Source organism: Sphingomonas sp. GW821-FHT10F11 (genome assembly GCF_058809095.1).
This window is the reverse complement of record NZ_JBXASH010000008.1, coordinates 1-17,346: the sequence shown is the minus strand read 5'-3', so window position 1 is coordinate 17,346 and position 17,346 is coordinate 1. Positions and strand designations below refer to the sequence as shown.

The window sequence follows — 17,346 nt, the reverse complement described above, 5'->3', positions numbered from 1 at the left end:
GTCGTGCGTTGTCAAGGTGATTCGCGGAACGGTCACAAAAGGCACCGAATCGGCCTGAGTCGTTGTGAACGTTAGCAATTTGTGTGTTTCCGGGCGATAGCGGGCCTCGCCCCCCGCGCAAATCATCACCGGGCTGGTGCAAATCGGCAACGGATTCGAAGGGAAAGAGGATGTCGAGAAGGTTGCAGGCCGCATTGGCCGCGGTGTCGGTTCTCGCGCTGACGGGGACGGCGGCGAGCGTCGCCCGCCAGCCGCAAAGCGCTTCCGCGAAGAAGGCCTCCGTCAAACAGGATGCCCGCGCGCGTGCCGCCGCGATCGTCGCCAGGATGACGTTCGATGAGAAGATCGGGCTGGTCCATGGGCTGTTCCCGCCCTTCGCCAAGGGCAAGACGACCCATGAGCTGATCCCCTCGGCCGGGCATATCGACGGCGTGCCGCGGCTCGGCGTGCCGCTGCTGCGCGAGAGCGATGCGTCGCTCGGCGTCGCCAACCAGGTCGAGCAGCGCAAGGGCGACGTCGCCACCGCGCTGCCGTCGAGCCTGGCGACGGCGGCGAGTTTCGACCCCGATATCGCGCATGCCGGCGGGGTGATGATCGGCGCGGAGGCGCGCGCCAAGCGTTTCAACGTGCTGCTCGCGGGCGGGGTCAATCTGACGCGCGATCCGTGGAACGGGCGCAATTTCGAATATCTCGGCGAGGACCCGTTGTTAGCGGGCACATTGGCGGGTGCGCATATCGCCGGCGTCCAGTCGAACCGCATCGTTTCCACGGTCAAGCATTTCGCGCTCAATGCGCAGGAGACCGGGCGGATGGTGGCCGATGCGCGGATCGACGAGGCGAGCCTGCGCGAGAGCGACCTGCTCGCTTTCCAGATCGCGATCGAGCGCGGCAAGCCGGGGTCGGTCATGTGCTCGTACAACAAGGTCAATGGCGACTGGGCGTGCGAGAACGAGTTCCTGCTCAATCATGTGCTGAAGCGCGACTGGGGCTATCGCGGCTGGGTGATGAGCGACTGGGGCGGTGTCCATTCTACCGCCAAGGCCGTCAATGCCGGGCTCGACCAGGAATCGGGCCAGGAGCTGGACAGCGAGATCTTCTTCGACAAGCTCAAGGCCGATGTCGAAGCGGGCAAGGTGCCGATGGCGCGGCTCGACGACATGGTCGTGCGTTATCTGACCGGCCTGATCGAGACGGGACTCTATGATGCGCCGGTGCCGGAGAAGGTGCAGCCGATTCCCTATGCGCAGCATGCCGAAGTGGCGCAGCGCGCGGCCGAGGCCGGCATCGTGCTGCTGAAGAATGACGGTGGCGTGCTGCCGCTTGCGGCGACCGCCAAGCACATCGTGGTGATCGGCGGCAATGCCGATGTCGGGGTGCTGTCGGGCGGCGGATCGAGCCAGGTGCGCTCGGTCGGCGGCGCGCCGATCGAGATTCCGCTGACATCAGGGGCGGCGATGTCCTTCGCGCGCGTCACCTATCATGCGTCCGCGCCGCTCAAGGCATTGCGCGCGGCGATGCCGCAGGCCGAGATCAGCTATGTCGACGGCAAGGACGTCGCGGCGGCAGCGGCGGCGGCGCGGGGCGCGGATGTCGCGATCGTGTTTGCGACGCAGTGGACGACCGAGGCGCAGGATGTGCCGAACCTGTCGCTGCCCGACGGCCAGGACGCGCTGATCGCTGCGGTCGCCGCGGCGCAGCCGAAGACGGTCGCGGTGCTCGAAACCGGCGGGCCGGTGCTGATGCCGTGGATCAAGGCAGTGCCGGCGGTGGTGCAGGCCTGGTATCCCGGCCAGCGCGGGGGCGAGGCGATCGCCAATATCCTGACCGGCAAGGTCAATCCGTCGGGCCGCCTGCCGATCACCTTCCTCGCCGCGGCGGCCCAGGCGCCGCGCCCGGCGCCGGTCGGGCTCGATACGATGACCTCGCTCGAGGCGCAGGCGGCGGCCGACCCTGCCAATGCGAGCAAGTTCAAGCTGACGAGCTTCCCGATCGACTATGTGGAAGGCGCCGATGTCGGCTATCGCTGGTACGAGAAGCAGGGGCGGCAGCCGCTCTTCGCGTTCGGGCATGGTCTCAGCTACACCAGCTTCACTTATCGGCGCCCGGTCGTGACCGGGGGCAAGACGCTGAGCATCTCGTTCGAGGTGGTGAACAGCGGCAGCCGCGCCGGCGCCGACGTGCCGCAAATGTATGTCGCGCGCGAGGGGGCGAAGGCGCCGATGCGGCTTGCCGCGTTCACGCGCGTCACCCTGAAGCCGGGCGAAGTGCGGCGTGTGACCCTGACCGCCGAGCCGCGCATCCTGGCCGATTATGACGTGAAGCTGCCGGGCTGGCGGATCGCGGGTGGCAAATACCGGGTCGCGCTGGGTCGCGATGCGACCGATCGCTCGATCGTCTCGACCGCGACGGTGGCGGCAGCGACGATGAAGCCGTGAGCTGGGGTTGAACCCAGTACCGATCATTTCCGTCATGCCGGACTTGTTCCGGCATCCACCGAGCTGCAGGAGCAGAAGCGTGTTGGTTCGCGGCACGGTGGACCCCGGAACAAGTCCGGGGTGACGGAAGTCTGAAACCCCGGCTGTTGCCGATTGCCGCGGGGGAGAGCAAGGTCCGGCAACCGCCGATGCCACCCCTTGCTCCTGTGCTCGCGGCCGGACCGCGCAACGGCCACCGGCCGATCGGCTTCCTGCTGATCTACGCGATCGCGCATGCGGGCGGGGTGATGGCGTATCTGCCGCTGCTCAGCATGTTGTTGCCGATGAAGATCGAGGGCGTGTCGGGCGACGCGCGGCTCGACGTCTTCACCGCGACGGTGGTCAGCGGGGCGATCGCGGCGAGCCTGTGCAGCATCCTGTTCGGCTGGCTCAGCGACCGGTCGGTCGCGGCCGGCGGCGGGCGTCGCCGCTGGGTGGCGGGCGGCATGATCGCGACGGCCTTGTCCTATGCGCTGGTCGGGGCCGCCTCGACGCCAGGCGCGATCATCCTGGCGACGATCCTCTTCCAGGTCGCGCTCAACGCGATGCTCGGGCCGCTCGCGGCGATCATGGCCGACGAGGTGCCGGATACGCAGAAGGGTTTTACCGGCGGCTTGCTGGCGCTGGCCAATCCGTCGGCATCGGCGGTGCTCGCGATCGTGGTAGGCATGCACCGGTTCGGCGAGGTGACTCAGTTCGCCATGGTGGTGCTGGCCTTCACTACCTGCGTCACGCCGCTGCTGCTGTCCCGGTCACGCCCCGTTCCGGTCTCGAGCGAGCCGCCCAAGGTCTTCGCCTCGCCCCGTCGCGACCTTGCCGTGGCCTGGGCTGCCCGGCTGTTCGTCCAGGTCGCGGGCGCGGTGCTGTCGCTGTACCTGCTTTATTATTTCGAGAGCATCACGAACGAGGACCCGCGCGACCTGGCGTTGCGGGTCGGGCATCTGCTGACGATATCGTTCATCGTGCCGCTGCCGATCGCGGTACTGGTCGGCCGCCTGTCCGACCGGATCGATCGCCGCAAGCCGTTCCTGGTCGCCGCCGCGATGGTGGCGGCAATGGGGCTGTTCGGCATGGCGCTGGCGCGGGACTGGACGATGGGCGCCGCGGCTTTCGCGCTCTATGCGATTGGATCGGGCGTGTTCCTGCCGTTGCATGCGGCCTTTGCGATGCAGTTGCTGCCCGACCCGCTGCACCGTGGGCGGGACCTCGGGCTGATCAACCTGACCAACACCCTGCCGTCGTTTCTCGGGCCGCTGCTCGCCTGGTTGCTGGCGACGCCGCGTGATTTCGGCACGCTGATGCTGGCATTGGTGGGGCTGACCCTGGGCGGCGGCCTGAGCGTGCTCGGGGTGCGCGGGCGGCGCTAGGGATAGCTGACCAGCGTCTGCTTGATCGCCCCCGGCTTTGCCGCCGCCCCGGCCTGGTTGACCAGATGCGCGATCGTGCCCTTGCCGCCGCCGAGCGAGATGGTCGTGACGTTCGAGAAACGGACGCCCGGCTTGTGCGGCGCCTCGATCGCGCTTTCGACGACGATGCTCGGATCGGCGGTGAAGTTCGCATAGATGCCGAGAGCCACCGCCTGATGATCCTCGACCCGGTCGGCGACCTTGTAGGCGGCCCAGCCGCGTGTCGTGCCGGCCATGTACGCAGCCTGGTTGGGCGGATCGTAGGGCAGCTCGTTCTGGTAGAACCAGGTCCGCCCGCGCTCGCCGTTCCACAAGCTGTTGTAATGGCGGAAATGCTCGACGAAGAGGGCGCACATCGTGACGTCGTCGCCGTTCACGACCAGTCCCTGGTTGCCGATGCTTTCGTCCCAGCCGACATGGATTCGACCGCCTGCCCGGTCGCCATGATCGGCGCGCCAGATCCACATATGGTCGCCGATGACGTGATGGCTGTTGACCTCAAGACAGGTCTCGGCCTTGCCGATCGTCGCGCCGCCGACGCGGAAGAACAGATCGGAGAGGAGGGTGGGGTTGGCGCGGTGGTCGCGTGTCGCTCCCCTGGGTCCGACCTCGACCAGCACGGAGGAGAGGGTGGGGCCGGCATCGATCATCAGGCCGGCGATGGTGACGCCGGGGACGTCCGCGACGGCGATTGCCTTGCTGCCATTTTCAGCCAGCAGGGTCGCCAGGCCGAGCCCGAGAACAATGGTGTTCGCGCGGGTGATGTGGAGAGGTGCGTCGAGGCGATAGATGCCGGGGGTCAGCAGCACGTGCCGCCCGCGGGCCAGCGCCGCGTTGATCTGGCTGGCCGATATGCCTTCGCGAGCGATGAAGAAGCGCGACAGCGGGATCGAGATGCCGTGTGGTTTCCCGCCCTCCCAGCTCGTGCCGCGTGATTCCCGGCGCAGGGCTGGGACGAAGACCTTCCATGCGCCCGCGTCGAGGTGGAGGAAGGGCTTTTCCCGCATGATCGGCACGGTCGGGATGTTGGTGTAGGGCGGATCGGGAAAGCTCGTCGCGGGGGCGCCGTTTACGCCCATGAACATCATGTTCCAATTCGAGCCTTGCCAGCCCCGTATCTCGCTGTTGCGAGTATACCATTGCTGTTGCGACCCGGAGCGGATCACGCCGTCGATCCGGCAGTCGGCGATGAAGCCGCCGCTCGACCAGCCGCCATCGTCGAGCGCCAGGTCGCCGCCAAGGTGGACACGGCGATAGGGGGCGGCCTGGGACACCGCCCAGCGATCGGCGCCGTCGGGCGGGCTGACCGCGAGATTCTCGACGCCGCGCCAGAAATTGACCAGCGCCATGCCCTTGGCCCAGTCCGCTTCGGCATGGACATGGCCGTTGATCGTCACCTTGCCGGGCAGGGTGCCGAGCCCCGCGACCTGGGTGAAGAAGCCGACATTGATGTCGAGATCGTAGCGGCCGGGCTTGAAGAGGATCGCATGGCGCGCATCGGTGAAATGCGCGCGTTCCATCGACTGGAAGATCGTGTCGAGGCGTTGCTGGAGCTGCGCGCGGGGCATGGACGGATCGGCGATCAGGACATTCGGGCCGAGATCGGGATCGGGCGAGCGGGCCGTGGCGGGTCCGGCCATGGTAGCGACCGCCGTTCCGGCCAGTCCGGCGACCACCGACCGCCGGGTTGGGTTCGCTTGCATCATTGTTTCTCCACCGACAGGAAAGCAGTGACCGTGAGGCGGCCCTTGGCCGGATCGGGTGACAATTGCGCGCCCGGGCTGATCGCGCCGCTGTGCAGCAGATAGCTTCGGTAGATCAGCGCGCGATTATAGCGGGCCTCGGCGAGCAGGGTGCGTTCGAACAGCGGTGTATCGCCGGCGACATAGGCGAGAGGCGGCTCGCCGCCATGGCGGAGCTCGGCGTCGAGCTGGCCGACATAGATCGGGGCGCGGGTCTGGTCGACCGTCTCGAAGCCGGTCGAGCGGTGGCGGAAAAAGGCGGTGCCGTCGCCTCCTTCGGGCGAGAGGTAGTGGATCAGCGCGATGCGCTCGACGGCGAAGGCATCGCAATGCGGCAGGCGCTGGTTGACCGACAGGACCGTGGGATCGGCGGTGACCATCGAGAAGCTCGCATCGATGGTTTCGATCGGGCCGGGTTGACCGAAGACATCGGCAAGCGCCGCAGCGATGATGGGGATCTGCCGCGGCATGTAATCGGCCGGCAGCGGCGCGCGGATACCGGGATAGTGATGCAGCGCCGGGCCGAATTCGGTCGCGATCGCGGCGGCGCGCAGGGTGTCGGGATCGGGGACGAAATCGTCGATGACGACGAGTGGCTGCGCCTCGCGGCCGAGGCGGTGGACGGCGATGTCGCTCATCGCCGTTTCCAGTAGCGGACGTAATCGACCGTCATAAGCTGCGGCAGCGCCGTATCGTCGACGCCCTTCGCGCCGCCCCAGTCGCCGCCGATCGCTAGGTTGAGGATGAGATTATACGGGCGCGTGAACGGCCAGGCCGGCTTGCCGCCGGGCTGGTCGTTCTTCACGCGCATATAGGCGCGGCCGTCGACACCGATGGTGATCGAATCGGCGCGCCAGTCGAGCTGGTATAGGTGGAAGTCGGCGCAGCTTGTCTGCACCAGCTTCTCGGCGCCACGCTGCGTTCCCCTGGCGTGGTTGAACGCGCCGGTGTGGAGCGTCGCATGGACGATCTGCGGCTGCCAGCCGACCATCTCCATCAGGTCGATCTCGCCTTCGTCGGGCCATTTCCCGTCGGGCGGCAGCAGCCAGATTGCGGGCCAGGTGCCGCGGGCGCAGGGGAGTTTCGCGCGGACCTCGTAGAAGCCATAGCCATAGGTCTTGCGGGTGACGAGCCTGGCTGAGCTATAGGCCTGTCCGCCCCAGTCGGGTTTCGCCGGCAGCTTTTCGCGGCGGGCCTCGATGACCAGCGCGCCCTGCTCGATCCGGGCGTTTTCGGGGGCATAATATTGCAGCTCGTGGTTGAACCAGCCCTGGGCGTTGCGTTCGGTGTCGAAGCGCCAGATACCGGTGTCGATCCGCTTGCCGCCGAATTCATCGGCCCAGTCAGGTGTGGCGGACGGCGCCTCGATCGGCGCATCGACCGTGTAGTTGGTCGCGGCCAGATTTGCCGCCTGGATGGTCATCAGGACAAGCAGACTCATCGGGCGGCGATCCTCTTCCGGTCAAGGTTGGCCTGGGGTAACCCTCTTGTAAAGCCAGTGTTGTGAACGTTATCATCGCCGGCAACAGGGGAGAAGCTGAAATGCAGCGACGCAGCGTATTGGCGACGATCGTGCTTGGCCTGGCCGCACCGAGAATGGCCTGGGCAGGCGCTGGGGCGGGCGCCCCGGACCGGACATCCGGCTTCGCCCTCGACCGGGCGCGGATCGATGCGGCGCTCAGCCAGATGGTCAGCGGCGGGCGGGTGACGGGCGCGTCGGCGCTGATCTGGCAGAAGGGCGCCGAACGCTATTTCGGCGCGGCGGGCGAGGCCGACCGCGAGGCGCACCGGCCGATGCGCCGCGATACGCTGGTGCAGATCTTCTCGATGACCAAGCCGGTGACCGGGGTCGCGCTGATGCAGCTTTGGGAGCAGGGCAAGTTTGGTCTGGACGATTCGCTGGCGCGCTATCTGCCGGCCTTTGGCGAGGCCAGGGTGATCGACGGCACGGGCGCGGACGGCAAGCCGGTCCTACGCGCCCCGACGCGGCCGATCAGCATCCGCGACATCATGCGGCATACGGCGGGCTTTTCCTATGGCATGCGCGACACCGCCGCCGACATGATCTTCCACCAGATCGATCCGCTCACCCTGACCAACAGCCTGGAGGAGATGGGCGCCAAGTTGGCGCGGGTGCCGTTGCTGTTCGATCCCGGCGCCGAGTGGAACTACAGCGCGGCGGTCGACGTCCAGGCCCTGCTGGTCGAGAAACTGACGGGCGAGCCGTTCGAGCAGCATGTCCGGCGCACCATCCTCGACCCGCTCGGCATGCGCGACACCGGCTGGACCCAGCCGCAGGAGCGGCTGTCGCGCTTTGCCGCGAGCTATGTGAAGCAGACCGACGGAACGCTTGTCCGTCAGGCCGACGAGAAGACGCGCGCGCTCAATTTCGGGCCGCGCCGGCTGACGATGGGCGGGGCGGGGCTCGCCTCGACGCTCGACGATTATATGCGGTTCGCGCGCATGCTGCTTGGGCGTGGTACGCTTGAGGGGGTGCGTATCCTCGCGCCGTCGACCGTCAGGCTGATGTCGACCGACCAGCTCGATCCGCGCATCACAAGGCGCTTCTTCCTGCCGGGCAAGGGGGCGGTCGGGTTCGGCCTCGACGTCGCGGTGCGGACGGCCCAGCCGCGTGACGCAAAGGAGAATCGCGGATCGGTCGGCGAGTTCTTCTGGGACGGCGCCGAGACGACGCTGTTCTGGGTCGATCCGGCCAACGAGATGGCGGTGGTGTTCTTCGTTCAGGTCACGCCGTTCGACGGGACTCTGCACCACGATATCCGGGCCGCCGTGTACGGGGCCGATTATGTCGGGCCGCCGGGCGACTAGTCTCTCATCAGGACTGTCGGTGTCAGCAGGCGGTGCCGCTCCAGGCTCTTTTGCATGTGGCGGCGGGCGGCGCGGCGGGCGCGGGCGGGTTCCTGCGCGGCGATCGCGGCGTAGATCGCTTCGTGGTCGCGGTGGATGTTGCGAGCGTAGTCGGTCCGCGCCGTATCCGCCTGGCTGCGCAGATAGAGCGAGCGGCGCGGCACCAGCCGGACGCCGAGGAACTCCATGAAGCGCGAATAATATTCGTTGTGAGTCGCGCGGGCGATGGCGGCGTGGAAGGCGACATCGGCGTCGACCGCCTGCTCGACATCGTCGCAGGCACCCAGCCGGGCGAGGCATTGGCCGAGCAGGGCGAGGTCGTCTTCGGTCCGGCGCTGGGCCGCAAGGCCGGCCATTTCGGTTTCGAGCGCCATGCGCATCTCGAGCAGCTTCACGACGTCCTCGACCTCGCACATGTCGCCGGGCTCGACCTGGAAGGCGCGATACAGGGCGTTCTCCGCGACAAAGGCACCGGAGCCGCGACGCGACACGAGCAGGCCGCGCGCCGCGAGGCGGGCGAACGCCTCACGCACGACGGTGCGACTGACGCCGGCGGTGGTGGTGACCGCCTTCTCGGTCGGGAAGCGCGCGCCCGGCGGCAGCTCACCCGAATCGATGCGCTGTTCGAAGGTGCGGACCAGCTCGTCCGCGAGCGAGGCAGCCTTGGTCATTGGAACAGGCTGATCCACGCGGTCGGTTTGCGCCGGCTGTTCGCGGCCAGCGTATCGCCGAGTTCGGCGAAGCGCGGATCGAGCAGGGCGGCAATCCGGTAGGTGTCGATCGCATTTTCCGGCTGCCAGGCATGGGGAGCATATTCGGCCTGGCCCGAGGCGGCGCGGTCGCGGTCGAACTGGATCTGCGAGTTGGCGAATTCGATATGCGTGCGCGTGCCGCGGGCGAACTCGGCCAGCCAGTCGAGCGAGCGCGGCAGGCTGGCCCCGCCGGGCGCTCTCCAGCCATACCAGTCCTCGCCATGAACCTTGGCGGTGAGTGCGGCCATCATCAGCGGGTCGAGATTGTACGTGACGTAATGGAGCGCATCGCGCTCCTCGAAATCGAAGGTCGAGCCGTCGGAGCGCAGATTGACCATGACCTGCTTGCGATAGGCGGCGCGGGCCCGGTCGACCAGCCGGCGGTCGCCGATCTGGAAGGCGGCCATGGTCGCCAGCTTGATCCGGTGGCTCTGCCAGTTGGTGTTGGCGTGGCCGGGATTGCCGTCCATTGCGTCGAGATAGCCGGTCGCCATGCGACGCCAGAACGCGTCCATCCGCGCCCGGCTCGCGCGCGGCAGATCGGCTTCGGTCAGGTCATAGGCCATGGCCAGCAAGTCGAACCCGGTTTCGTCGATCGGGTTGAACGACATCCGGTAGATGCTCGACCAGGCATCGAGATAGCGGCCGGCCTGATCGAGAAAGGCACGGTCCCCGGTCAGCCGCCACGCCATCGCCAGATCGAGAACGATCGGCTGGTCGCGCTTGGCGACGAGGCTGATCTCGCGGATGCCCTTGCCCGGCAGGGTGCCTTCGGTGTGCAGGCGCGGGATCGCGCCGGGTGGGCGGGTGAGCGCAGCGCGCGCCCGCGTGATCACCGCCGCGGCGGCTTCGCTGTCGGCGCCGCGGCGTGCGAAGGCCGGGCCGAGCAGGGCGTAATCGGGTGAAGCGGCCAGCTGGGCGAGCGCGATTACGGGCGCGAACAGGGTCAGGAGCATATGGAGCCATCCTTACCGCGGACAGGATGCCCGACCGGCAGGGGATCTGCCGGTCGGGCGAGGGGAGGAGAAGGTATCATCCGTCGGAAGGAAGCGCGGAGCATGCCCTGGGAGGCCCGGCCGTCTTTAAAATTTTGCCCGCAATCCGAGTGTAAAGCGCCGCTCCCCGAGCGCGTAGCTATTGAGCGCAACCGCGCCGATCGAGCTATATTCGACCGTTGCCGAATCTGCTGGCGACAAATTGACCGCCTGAGCGCTAATTTGAAGATTCTTCAGCAAATCAAAGCCGACCTGCGCATCCAATTGCGAGCGCCCCGCAATATAGCTGGGGCGGCCTTGATTGAACTGGAATATCGCCTTGTCGCGATAGTTGTACGCTATTCGTGCTGAGAAAGGTCCCTTTTCGTAGAGACCGACGAGATTGTAGCTGTTTTTTGAAACAGCCACGAGCTGAAAGTCATTATTGTCCTTCGAATCGGAGAATGTATAGTTTGCAATGATGCCGAGGCCATCGAGCGGTGAAGGCAGAAAATCAAGAAACTGCTGAGTGCCGATTTCGAAACCCTGGATCCTCGCAGTGGCGATATTGGCAGGGTAGGTGAACTGCAGGACGCGACCGAGCGGATCGAAATTGATGTCGGTCCCTGACGTCGAGAAGTTGGCGATAAAGTCATGCACGCTCTTGTAGAACAACGCACCCGAGACGAGCGAACTTTTCCCGTTATAATATTCGAAGGAAATATCGAAGTTGCGCGACGTCGGCGGCTTTAGTTGCGCATTGCCGCCGGTCACCGTCAGCGCGGTGGCATTGAAGAAGCGAGACGGCGCGAGATCGGCGATCGAGGCTCGCTGCAGTGTCTGCGAAGCGGAAAGTCGAATCAGGAAGTCATTGGTAACGTTGAAGACTGCGTTCGCGCTGGGCAGAAATCGCGTATAGCTATTGGTGTCGGTTACGGCCGAAGTGCCCGCGGCCGTAACCTGATTGGTATCGACGGAAAGAGAGGTATGGGCGACACGCAGGCCCAGATTGGCCTTGACCGGCAGGCCAAACAGGTTGGTCTCGGCCGCTACCATCACATAGCCGGAGAGCGTCCGCTCGCTCAGATCATAGTCCCGCTGGTTGTTGGGCAGCAGCGAACTGCGCGCATTGCCGTCCGGGTTGGGCTGCGCGGCCTGCGCCGTTCTGATGATATAGTCCACGTCCGGTGTCGGAACCAGGAAGCTGCGCGGGAGGGTCTGGTTGACGTCGGGCATGTAGTTTCCCGGATCGGATCTCACGAGATAGGGCGCCACGTCGGCAAACGGGACCGTAACCTGACTGCGATAGGCGTTTGAGACCGAATGCAGATCGGTGTAGCGGATTCCGGAGGAAAGCGTGATGCCGGCATCGGTCTTGTACGCGACGTCAACCTTTCCGGTCCATTCCTCAAGCAGCGCGATAAGGCGGTTGGCGCGTACTCCGTTGGTCGCCAGTCTGTAATTGGCGACATCGGTGGCATCGAAGGGCGCCGCGCCGGTTGTCGTCAGAACCAGGCTTGGAACCGGCCCGGTACGGAAATCAAAAGTGCCAAAGACAGGCCTGGCGTTTTGAAGCGTGATGATCTCGATGGACTGGTCGATGGTGCCCCGGCTGTAATAACCGTCGGCATTGATCGAGAACGTGCCGTTATCGTATTTGCTGTTGAGCGAATAGAGCTGGCTGTGCGCGGGTTCGTCGCGCTGTTGACCATAGGTGGTAAGCGTGGCCGAGCCGGTGGTTCCCGCAACGACGAAATTGTCCTGCAGCACCGGATTGGTCACCGGGTTGGCGGTGGTGGGCAAGCGCAGCCCGATCTGCTGTTGGAAGCGCCCAGTCCGAATGGAGGAATAAAGCCCCTCCGCGGTCAGCACCCAGTTGGGCGTCGCCTGGAATTGAACCGACCCGTTCACGCCCCAGCGCGACCGGTCGACGACAAAATTCTCATATTGTAGCAGTACCGGCGTCTGATAGACTTTCGTCACTCCGCCAACCGTATAGTTGGCATCGTTGAAGTCATTACGCTCCAACGTCTGTGTGACGGAGGTGCGCTTCTGATATTCACCTGAAATCAAAATGCCGATGCGGCCGTCAGCCAGCTTTGTGGTAAATAGGCCGTTAAAGCCTGGTTCGTACTTCTTTGCATTTTCGGAATACGTGCCTTGGGCACGCAGCGATACTGTCGTCTTCCTGAAATCGAACGCCTTGGGCGTAATCAGATTCACTGTGCCGCCCAAACCGCCTTCCGCCTGGCTGGCGAGCGGCGACTTGAAGACTTCGAGTTTGCCGAACAGGCTGGACGGCACCAGATCGAGGCCGGACGATCGTCCAAGTTGATCATTTTCGGGCGGCGACAGGCGCGATGACCAACCGAGCAGCGTGCGACCGTCAACTTCGACGCGAACCTGCTGCAGTCCGCGAACCGAAACGGCCTGGCCTTCCCCGAAAACCCGGGTGATCTGGACACCGGTAACGCGTTGCAACGCTTCGGCGACATTGGCGTCGGGCAGCTTGCCGACATCTTCAGCGGTGATCACGTCAAGCACCTGCGTGGCGTCACGCTTGATGTCGGCCGCTTGCTTGAGTGAATTCCGAATGCCGGTCACGACGATGTCGTTTTCAGGTCTAGCGGTGTCATCCGGAGCCTCGACAGAGCGTGGCCGGGCCGGCGCGGGCGCCTCCTGCGCCCAGCCCGGTGTCGCAACAAGAAGAGCGCAAATACCCACACTTGTGCGCAACGCAACTTTCTTCATGGCATCCCCCTTCATCGCCCGGCATGCTTTGCTCGACTCGTGCGAGTCGGATGCTACCGGTGTCATCCGTAGTCATCGCCGAAATAGAGCCTGTGTCAACAGGAATCGCAAAATTTGTATGACAAGTTTGAAAATTTGTATGACAAGCGCGACGAGCGTGTGGGAGGGTGCTGGCGATGCTTGGCGGGCGCTCGAAGCGTCGATCCTTCGTCATGCCGGACTCGTTCCGGCATCCACTGGCTCGCAGGAGCAGCGGCGTATTGCACGCTGCACGGTGGACCCCGGAACAAGTCCGGGGTGACGATTCAGTTTTGGCGGCTCGGACTCCAACTTCAGTGTCGACGATGCCGCAGCGTGCGGCGCCCGGACTTCAGTCCGGCGTCTGTCCGGTCTGGACCTGGCGGTGCCGCTCGAGGCTCTTCTTCATATGGCGCCGCGCGGCGAGGCGCGCGCGGGCGGCATCCTGTGCGACGATGGCGAGCAGGATGGATTCATGGTCGCGGTAGATCTCCCGGGCATAGGCGCGGTGCTCGGTATCGGCGCGATCCCGCAGGAAGAGCCGCCGGGGCGGCACCAGGCGAATGCCCAGAAAATCCATGAAGCGGAGATAATAATCGTTGCGCGTTGCCGCGGCGATCGCGCGGTGGAACGCCATGTCGGCGGCGACTGCCTCGTCGATGTCGGCGCTGGCGCGCATCGTCTCGAGCCATTGGCGCATCTCGGCGAGGTTCTCGTCGGTGCGGCGGACCGCGGCGAGGCCGGCGATCTCGGTCTCCAGCGCCATGCGCATCTCGAGCAGTTTGATGACGTCGTCCATGCCGCCCATTTCCGCGGGCGTGACCTGGAAAGCCTGGTAGCGCGCGCCTTCGGCGACATAGGCGCCGGAGCCGCGCCTGGATTCGAGCAGGCCCCTGGCGGCGAGCCGGGCAAAGGCCTCGCGCACGACGGTGCGGCTGACGCCGAAGCTGTCGGTGATCGCCTTTTCGGTGGGGAAGCGCGAGCCCGGCGGCATGTCGCCCGCTTCGATGCGGCGTTCGAATTGTTTTACCAGATCGTCGGCAAGCGATGCGGCTTTGGTCGTCATGCCCCGACCCTAGCAGAGACCGGCGCGCAGATCATCTGTCGCAGTATTATCCCATCTCGTGGAAGATGCGGGAGCGTGCCGTTCAATATCTGCTGCTTCCCCGGCGAAGGCCGGGCCCAGTTGGGGGACGATCATGGTGAGCGCTGCGCGCCGTTACTACCACCTCTCCAACTGGGCCCCGGCCTTCGCCGGGGAAGGGCATGGTTCTGTTCCAGGCTCACCGATGCGATGGGTCGAAGTCCGGTTTCTGCTCGGCGACGTAGCGATCCCATTCGGCCCGATTATGGAAATCCAGCCCCTTGTCCCATGCGCCGCCCATATAATAGACGAACGGCACGCCCGGCTGGACACGCACCAGCACCAGGTAATTGTCATAGTCCTCGGTCACGTCGACCAAAGCTTTCGGATCGACCATCAGGGCGACCGCCATGGTGCCGTCGGTGGGGTCGGTCGGCCCCCACCAGGAAACCCGGCCGGTCGTCTTGTCGGCGGTGAAGCTGCCGAGCTTGGTCTCGCTCGTCGGGCGCTTGCTGATGCCGATGCCGACGATCAGCGCTTCGGGTTTGTCCGACCGGATCGTCGAAACCATGCGCGTGAAGTTGGTGCCCGCGGGCAGGGTGAAGCGGCGCGTCTCCCATACCTTGCGTGCGACATCGACCGGCCAGGGATCATAGTCGACCTCGAACGCGGCGATGGCCGGGCCGTCCTGCAGGATTCTCGAGCGGGCGTAGTTGCGCGAGGTCCATAATTTATTGTCGAACCAGATGCCCAGGCCGCCAGCGCCGCGGGCACCGTTGACGTTGTAGAAGTCGAGACCCTCGCCCTGATAGTCGTGCTGGTGCCCGGTGCGGAGCTGCCGGTCCATATAGGGCCAGCGCACATTCTTGCCCCAGATGTCGATGCCCGAGCTCGACGGCGGCTGGACCGCTTCGAGCGCGCGCCCATAGATGCGGTGGGCGATGCGGTCATTTTCCCAGAGGATATCGTCATAGCGATAGGGCGCCGGGGTGACCGCTGCGCGGCGCTCGCGGTCTGCCGCGGAGGGTGGGGGGAGGGTCGTTTTCGCGACGAGCGGGTGGGCGGTTTCCGGCGTGTCCTGTGCCGACAATGTGGCCGGTGAGGTCAGCGCGAGCAGCACTGCGAGGGTGGATAGGGTCCGCATCACGCTCTCCGATGGTTCTCGTTCGGGTTGGTCATTCGGTATCCTGTTCCCTCCCGCAAGCGGGAGGGGAGTTATTACGCCAGCTGGCAGATATCGAGCACGTTCATGTCGGTATAATCCTGGTTTTCGCCGGCCATGGCCCAGATAAAGGCATAGGCCCTGGTGCCCGAGCCCATATGGATCGACCAGGGCGGGCTGATGACGGATTCCTCATTGGCGACGACGATGTGGCGCATGGCCTCGCCCTCGCCCATGAAGTGCATGACCCGGTCGCTGGGACCGTCCAGCTCGAAGTAGAAATAGATCTCGCTGCGGCGTTCATGGATATGCGGCGGCATGGTGTTCCAGACGCTGCCGGGCTTGAGCACGGTCAGGCCCATGACGAGCTGCGCTGAATCGCACACGCCGGGGATGACGAGCTGGAAGATGGTGCGCTCGTTCGATTCCTCCAGGCTGCCGCGCTCCAGCGCGTTCGCGTCCGCGATCGAGAGTTTCCTTGTGGTGAAGCTTTTGTGCGCCGGGCAGGAGGCGAGATAGAAGCGCGCGCCTGTACCGGAGAACACCACGTCCCTGGCGCCCATGGTGACGTAGAGGCAGTCCCTGTTGCCGAGCGCGAAGCTCTCGCCATCGACCAGGACAGTGCCCTCGGCCTTGCCGACATTGACGATCGCCAGCTCGCGGCGCTCGAGAAAGGGATGGCCGGCAGCGGACGCCGGTTCGGTCTGGTCGGGCAGCTTGACCGGCGCATCCGCCACCTCGACCCCGCCGATCACGAAACGGTCGGCATGGGTATAGTTCAGCACGCACTCCCCAGCGCGAAACAGGCCCTGGATCAAATAGCGGTCGCGCAGCTCCTCGTTCGAGACGCACTCCATCATATCCGGGTGCGTGGCGTAATAGGTACGATCGAACATCATGTTTCCTCTTGGTGAAAGGGGGCCGTGACGGGCACGGGTGCCGGGCGCCCGACCGAGGCGCGGCGGATCAGCTTGGACAGGAAGAGCGACGGCTCCGTCGTCCCTTCGTCATCGGCGAGCGTGCCGGCCAGCAGCTTCAGCGCCGCCGACCGCGCCATCGAGGCGATCGGCCAGCGCACCGTGGTCAGCGGCGGCCAGACATGGCCGGCAATCACGGTATCGTCGAAGCCGATGACCGACAGGTCCTGCGGCACGGCAAGGTTGCGCTGGCGCGCCGCGTGGAGCACGCCGGCGGCCATCTCGTCGTTCGAGGCGAAGATCGCGGTCGGCATCGGCACCTGGTCGAGCAGGCGGTTGCCGGCCTCAACGCCGGATTCGAAGCGATAATCGCCCGAGGCGATCAGGCCGCGCGGCAGCTTGATCCCGGCCTCGGCCAGCGCGGTTTCGAAACCCCTGCGGCGCTCCTGGGCCGAGCGAAAGCCGTGCGGGCCGGCAACGAGGCCGATCCGGCGATGGCCCTGCTCGATCAGGTAACGCGTCGCTTCGACGACGGCCTCGGCATCGTTCGAGGCGACCGAATGATCGGCGTCATCGAGCATCGCCGACCCCATCCGCACATAGCGGCAACCGAGCGACCGGCAGAGATCGGCAAGAGCGTCATTCTCGGAAATGGGCGGCAACAGCATCACGCCGAACAGGCGATGGCGCTCCAGGAACTGGCGGAGATCGTCGAGCATGGCGGGCGAGCCGCGATCGACCGGGCGGACGACCAGCGCGAATTCGGTATCGCGGATCGCCTCCAGGATGCCCTGCTCGACGCCGAGCACCATCTGCGCGTTGGGATTGTCGTGGATCAGGCCGATCAGGAAATTGCGCCTGAGCGCCAGCCCGCGCGCCTGGGGGTTGGGGATGAAGCCAAGGTCGCGGATCACCGTCTCGACGCGCTGGCGCATGCGGTCCGACAGCAAGGGCGAGCGGTTGATCACCCGGCTCACCGTCTTTTTCGAGACGCCGGCGAGACGCGCCACATCGTTGATGGTCGGGTTGGCGTCAGCCATCATATGCCTCTCACCAGTTTGCCTCCTCACCAGTTTGTCATGGTGCCGTCTTGGAGGCGGTTCACCGGGAGATAGGCGCGGTTGTATTCGTATCTGGCGGCGAGTTCCTCATCGAGGTCGACGCCCAGACCCGGCTTGTCGCCCGGGTGCATCAGGCC

Annotated in this window: 13 protein-coding genes and 1 pseudogene; 3 read left to right on the top strand and 11 right to left on the bottom strand. The window is 65.5% G+C overall.

Features of this window, described 5'->3' with window-relative positions:
• Window positions 1-170: 170 nt before the first annotated feature.
• Together AC1RT8_RS19935 and AC1RT8_RS19930 are read left to right on the top strand one after the other, a co-directional pair.
• Window positions 171-2,435, top strand: a complete 2,265-nt coding sequence (locus AC1RT8_RS19935; RefSeq protein WP_493077726.1) for a beta-glucosidase — start codon at window positions 171-173, stop codon at window positions 2,433-2,435.
• A gap of 188 nt (window positions 2,436-2,623) precedes the next feature.
• Window positions 2,624-3,841: an MFS transporter gene (locus AC1RT8_RS19930; protein ID WP_493077724.1), complete on the top strand. Its 1,218-nt coding sequence runs from the start codon at window positions 2,624-2,626 to the stop codon at window positions 3,839-3,841.
• Here AC1RT8_RS19930 and AC1RT8_RS19925 read toward each other — a convergent pair.
• From AC1RT8_RS19925 to AC1RT8_RS19915, 3 genes are read right to left on the bottom strand one after another with little or no spacing between them, the layout of a single operon-like run.
• The gene (locus tag AC1RT8_RS19925) at window positions 3,838-5,583 is read right to left on the bottom strand and encodes a pectate lyase-like domain-containing protein (RefSeq protein ID WP_493077722.1); all 1,746 of its coding nucleotides are present in this window, start codon (window positions 5,581-5,583) and stop codon (window positions 3,838-3,840) included. The genes AC1RT8_RS19930 and AC1RT8_RS19925 overlap by 4 nt on opposite strands.
• Window positions 5,583-6,260, bottom strand: coding sequence for a DUF6445 family protein (locus tag AC1RT8_RS19920; RefSeq protein WP_493077721.1), 678 nt, complete (start codon window positions 6,258-6,260; stop codon window positions 5,583-5,585). Before AC1RT8_RS19920 ends, AC1RT8_RS19925 begins: the two co-directional genes overlap by 1 nt.
• Window positions 6,257-7,063 (bottom strand): glycoside hydrolase family 16 protein, encoded by an 807-nt coding sequence (locus tag AC1RT8_RS19915; protein ID WP_493077720.1) that lies wholly within the window; start codon window positions 7,061-7,063, stop codon window positions 6,257-6,259. Before AC1RT8_RS19915 ends, AC1RT8_RS19920 begins: the two co-directional genes overlap by 4 nt.
• A 101-nt stretch (window positions 7,064-7,164) precedes the next feature.
• Between AC1RT8_RS19915 and AC1RT8_RS19910 the strand changes: the two genes are divergently transcribed.
• The gene (locus AC1RT8_RS19910; protein ID WP_493077718.1) at window positions 7,165-8,451 is read left to right on the top strand and encodes a serine hydrolase domain-containing protein; all 1,287 of its coding nucleotides are present in this window, start codon (window positions 7,165-7,167) and stop codon (window positions 8,449-8,451) included.
• Here the strand turns inward: AC1RT8_RS19910 and AC1RT8_RS19905 are convergent.
• The 8 genes and pseudogenes from AC1RT8_RS19905 to AC1RT8_RS19870 form a co-directional block, all read right to left on the bottom strand.
• Window positions 8,448-9,161, bottom strand: a complete 714-nt coding sequence (locus tag AC1RT8_RS19905; RefSeq protein WP_493077717.1) for a FadR/GntR family transcriptional regulator — start codon at window positions 9,159-9,161, stop codon at window positions 8,448-8,450. The two genes, AC1RT8_RS19910 and AC1RT8_RS19905, sit on opposite strands and share 4 nt — an antisense overlap.
• On the bottom strand, window positions 9,158-10,198 hold the full coding sequence (locus AC1RT8_RS19900) for an alginate lyase family protein (protein WP_493077716.1): 1,041 nt from the start codon (window positions 10,196-10,198) through the stop codon (window positions 9,158-9,160). The genes AC1RT8_RS19905 and AC1RT8_RS19900 overlap by 4 nt, the downstream gene beginning before the upstream one ends.
• Before the next feature lie 126 nt (window positions 10,199-10,324).
• A complete protein-coding gene (locus AC1RT8_RS19895; RefSeq protein ID WP_493077715.1) occupies window positions 10,325-12,967 on the bottom strand; it encodes a TonB-dependent receptor in 2,643 nt (880 codons plus the stop codon).
• Between the two features lie 370 nt (window positions 12,968-13,337).
• Window positions 13,338-14,051: a FadR/GntR family transcriptional regulator gene (locus AC1RT8_RS19890; RefSeq protein WP_493077713.1), complete on the bottom strand. Its 714-nt coding sequence runs from the start codon at window positions 14,049-14,051 to the stop codon at window positions 13,338-13,340.
• Between the two features lie 217 nt (window positions 14,052-14,268).
• Complete coding sequence (locus tag AC1RT8_RS19885; RefSeq protein WP_493077711.1) at window positions 14,269-15,213, bottom strand: DUF4861 family protein; 945 nt, start codon at window positions 15,211-15,213, stop codon at window positions 14,269-14,271.
• 74 nt (window positions 15,214-15,287) lie between these two features.
• A complete protein-coding gene (gene kduI / locus AC1RT8_RS19880; RefSeq protein WP_493077710.1) occupies window positions 15,288-16,127 on the bottom strand; it encodes a 5-dehydro-4-deoxy-D-glucuronate isomerase in 840 nt (279 codons plus the stop codon).
• Window positions 16,127-17,188, bottom strand: a complete 1,062-nt coding sequence (locus tag AC1RT8_RS19875) for a LacI family DNA-binding transcriptional regulator (RefSeq protein WP_493077708.1) — start codon at window positions 17,186-17,188, stop codon at window positions 16,127-16,129. Before AC1RT8_RS19875 ends, kduI begins: the two co-directional genes overlap by 1 nt.
• 26 nt (window positions 17,189-17,214) lie before the next feature.
• Window positions 17,215-17,346, bottom strand: a pseudogene (locus tag AC1RT8_RS19870) (bifunctional D-altronate/D-mannonate dehydratase); the annotation flags it as partial.

What these genes read in the sequence shown, in the direction of transcription:
- AC1RT8_RS19935 (WP_493077726.1), top strand. Translation starts at nt 171, where the DNA reads ATGTCGAGAAGGTTGCAGGCCGCATTGGCCGCGGTGTCGGTTCTCGCG.
- AC1RT8_RS19930 (WP_493077724.1), top strand. Translation starts at nt 2,624, where the DNA reads ATGCCACCCCTTGCTCCTGTGCTCGCGGCCGGACCGCGCAACGGCCAC.
- AC1RT8_RS19925 (WP_493077722.1), bottom strand. Translation starts at nt 5,583, where the DNA reads ATGCAAGCGAACCCAACCCGGCGGTCGGTGGTCGCCGGACTGGCCGGA.
- AC1RT8_RS19920 (WP_493077721.1), bottom strand. Translation starts at nt 6,260, where the DNA reads ATGAGCGACATCGCCGTCCACCGCCTCGGCCGCGAGGCGCAGCCACTC.
- AC1RT8_RS19915 (WP_493077720.1), bottom strand. Translation starts at nt 7,063, where the DNA reads ATGAGTCTGCTTGTCCTGATGACCATCCAGGCGGCAAATCTGGCCGCG.
- AC1RT8_RS19910 (WP_493077718.1), top strand. Translation starts at nt 7,165, where the DNA reads ATGCAGCGACGCAGCGTATTGGCGACGATCGTGCTTGGCCTGGCCGCA.
- AC1RT8_RS19905 (WP_493077717.1), bottom strand. Translation starts at nt 9,161, where the DNA reads ATGACCAAGGCTGCCTCGCTCGCGGACGAGCTGGTCCGCACCTTCGAA.
- AC1RT8_RS19900 (WP_493077716.1), bottom strand. Translation starts at nt 10,198, where the DNA reads ATGCTCCTGACCCTGTTCGCGCCCGTAATCGCGCTCGCCCAGCTGGCC.
- AC1RT8_RS19895 (WP_493077715.1), bottom strand. Translation starts at nt 12,967, where the DNA reads ATGAAGAAAGTTGCGTTGCGCACAAGTGTGGGTATTTGCGCTCTTCTT.
- AC1RT8_RS19890 (WP_493077713.1), bottom strand. Translation starts at nt 14,051, where the DNA reads ATGACGACCAAAGCCGCATCGCTTGCCGACGATCTGGTAAAACAATTC.
- AC1RT8_RS19885 (WP_493077711.1), bottom strand. Translation starts at nt 15,213, where the DNA reads ATGCGGACCCTATCCACCCTCGCAGTGCTGCTCGCGCTGACCTCACCG.
- kduI (WP_493077710.1), bottom strand. Translation starts at nt 16,127, where the DNA reads ATGTTCGATCGTACCTATTACGCCACGCACCCGGATATGATGGAGTGC.
- AC1RT8_RS19875 (WP_493077708.1), bottom strand. Translation starts at nt 17,188, where the DNA reads ATGGCTGACGCCAACCCGACCATCAACGATGTGGCGCGTCTCGCCGGC.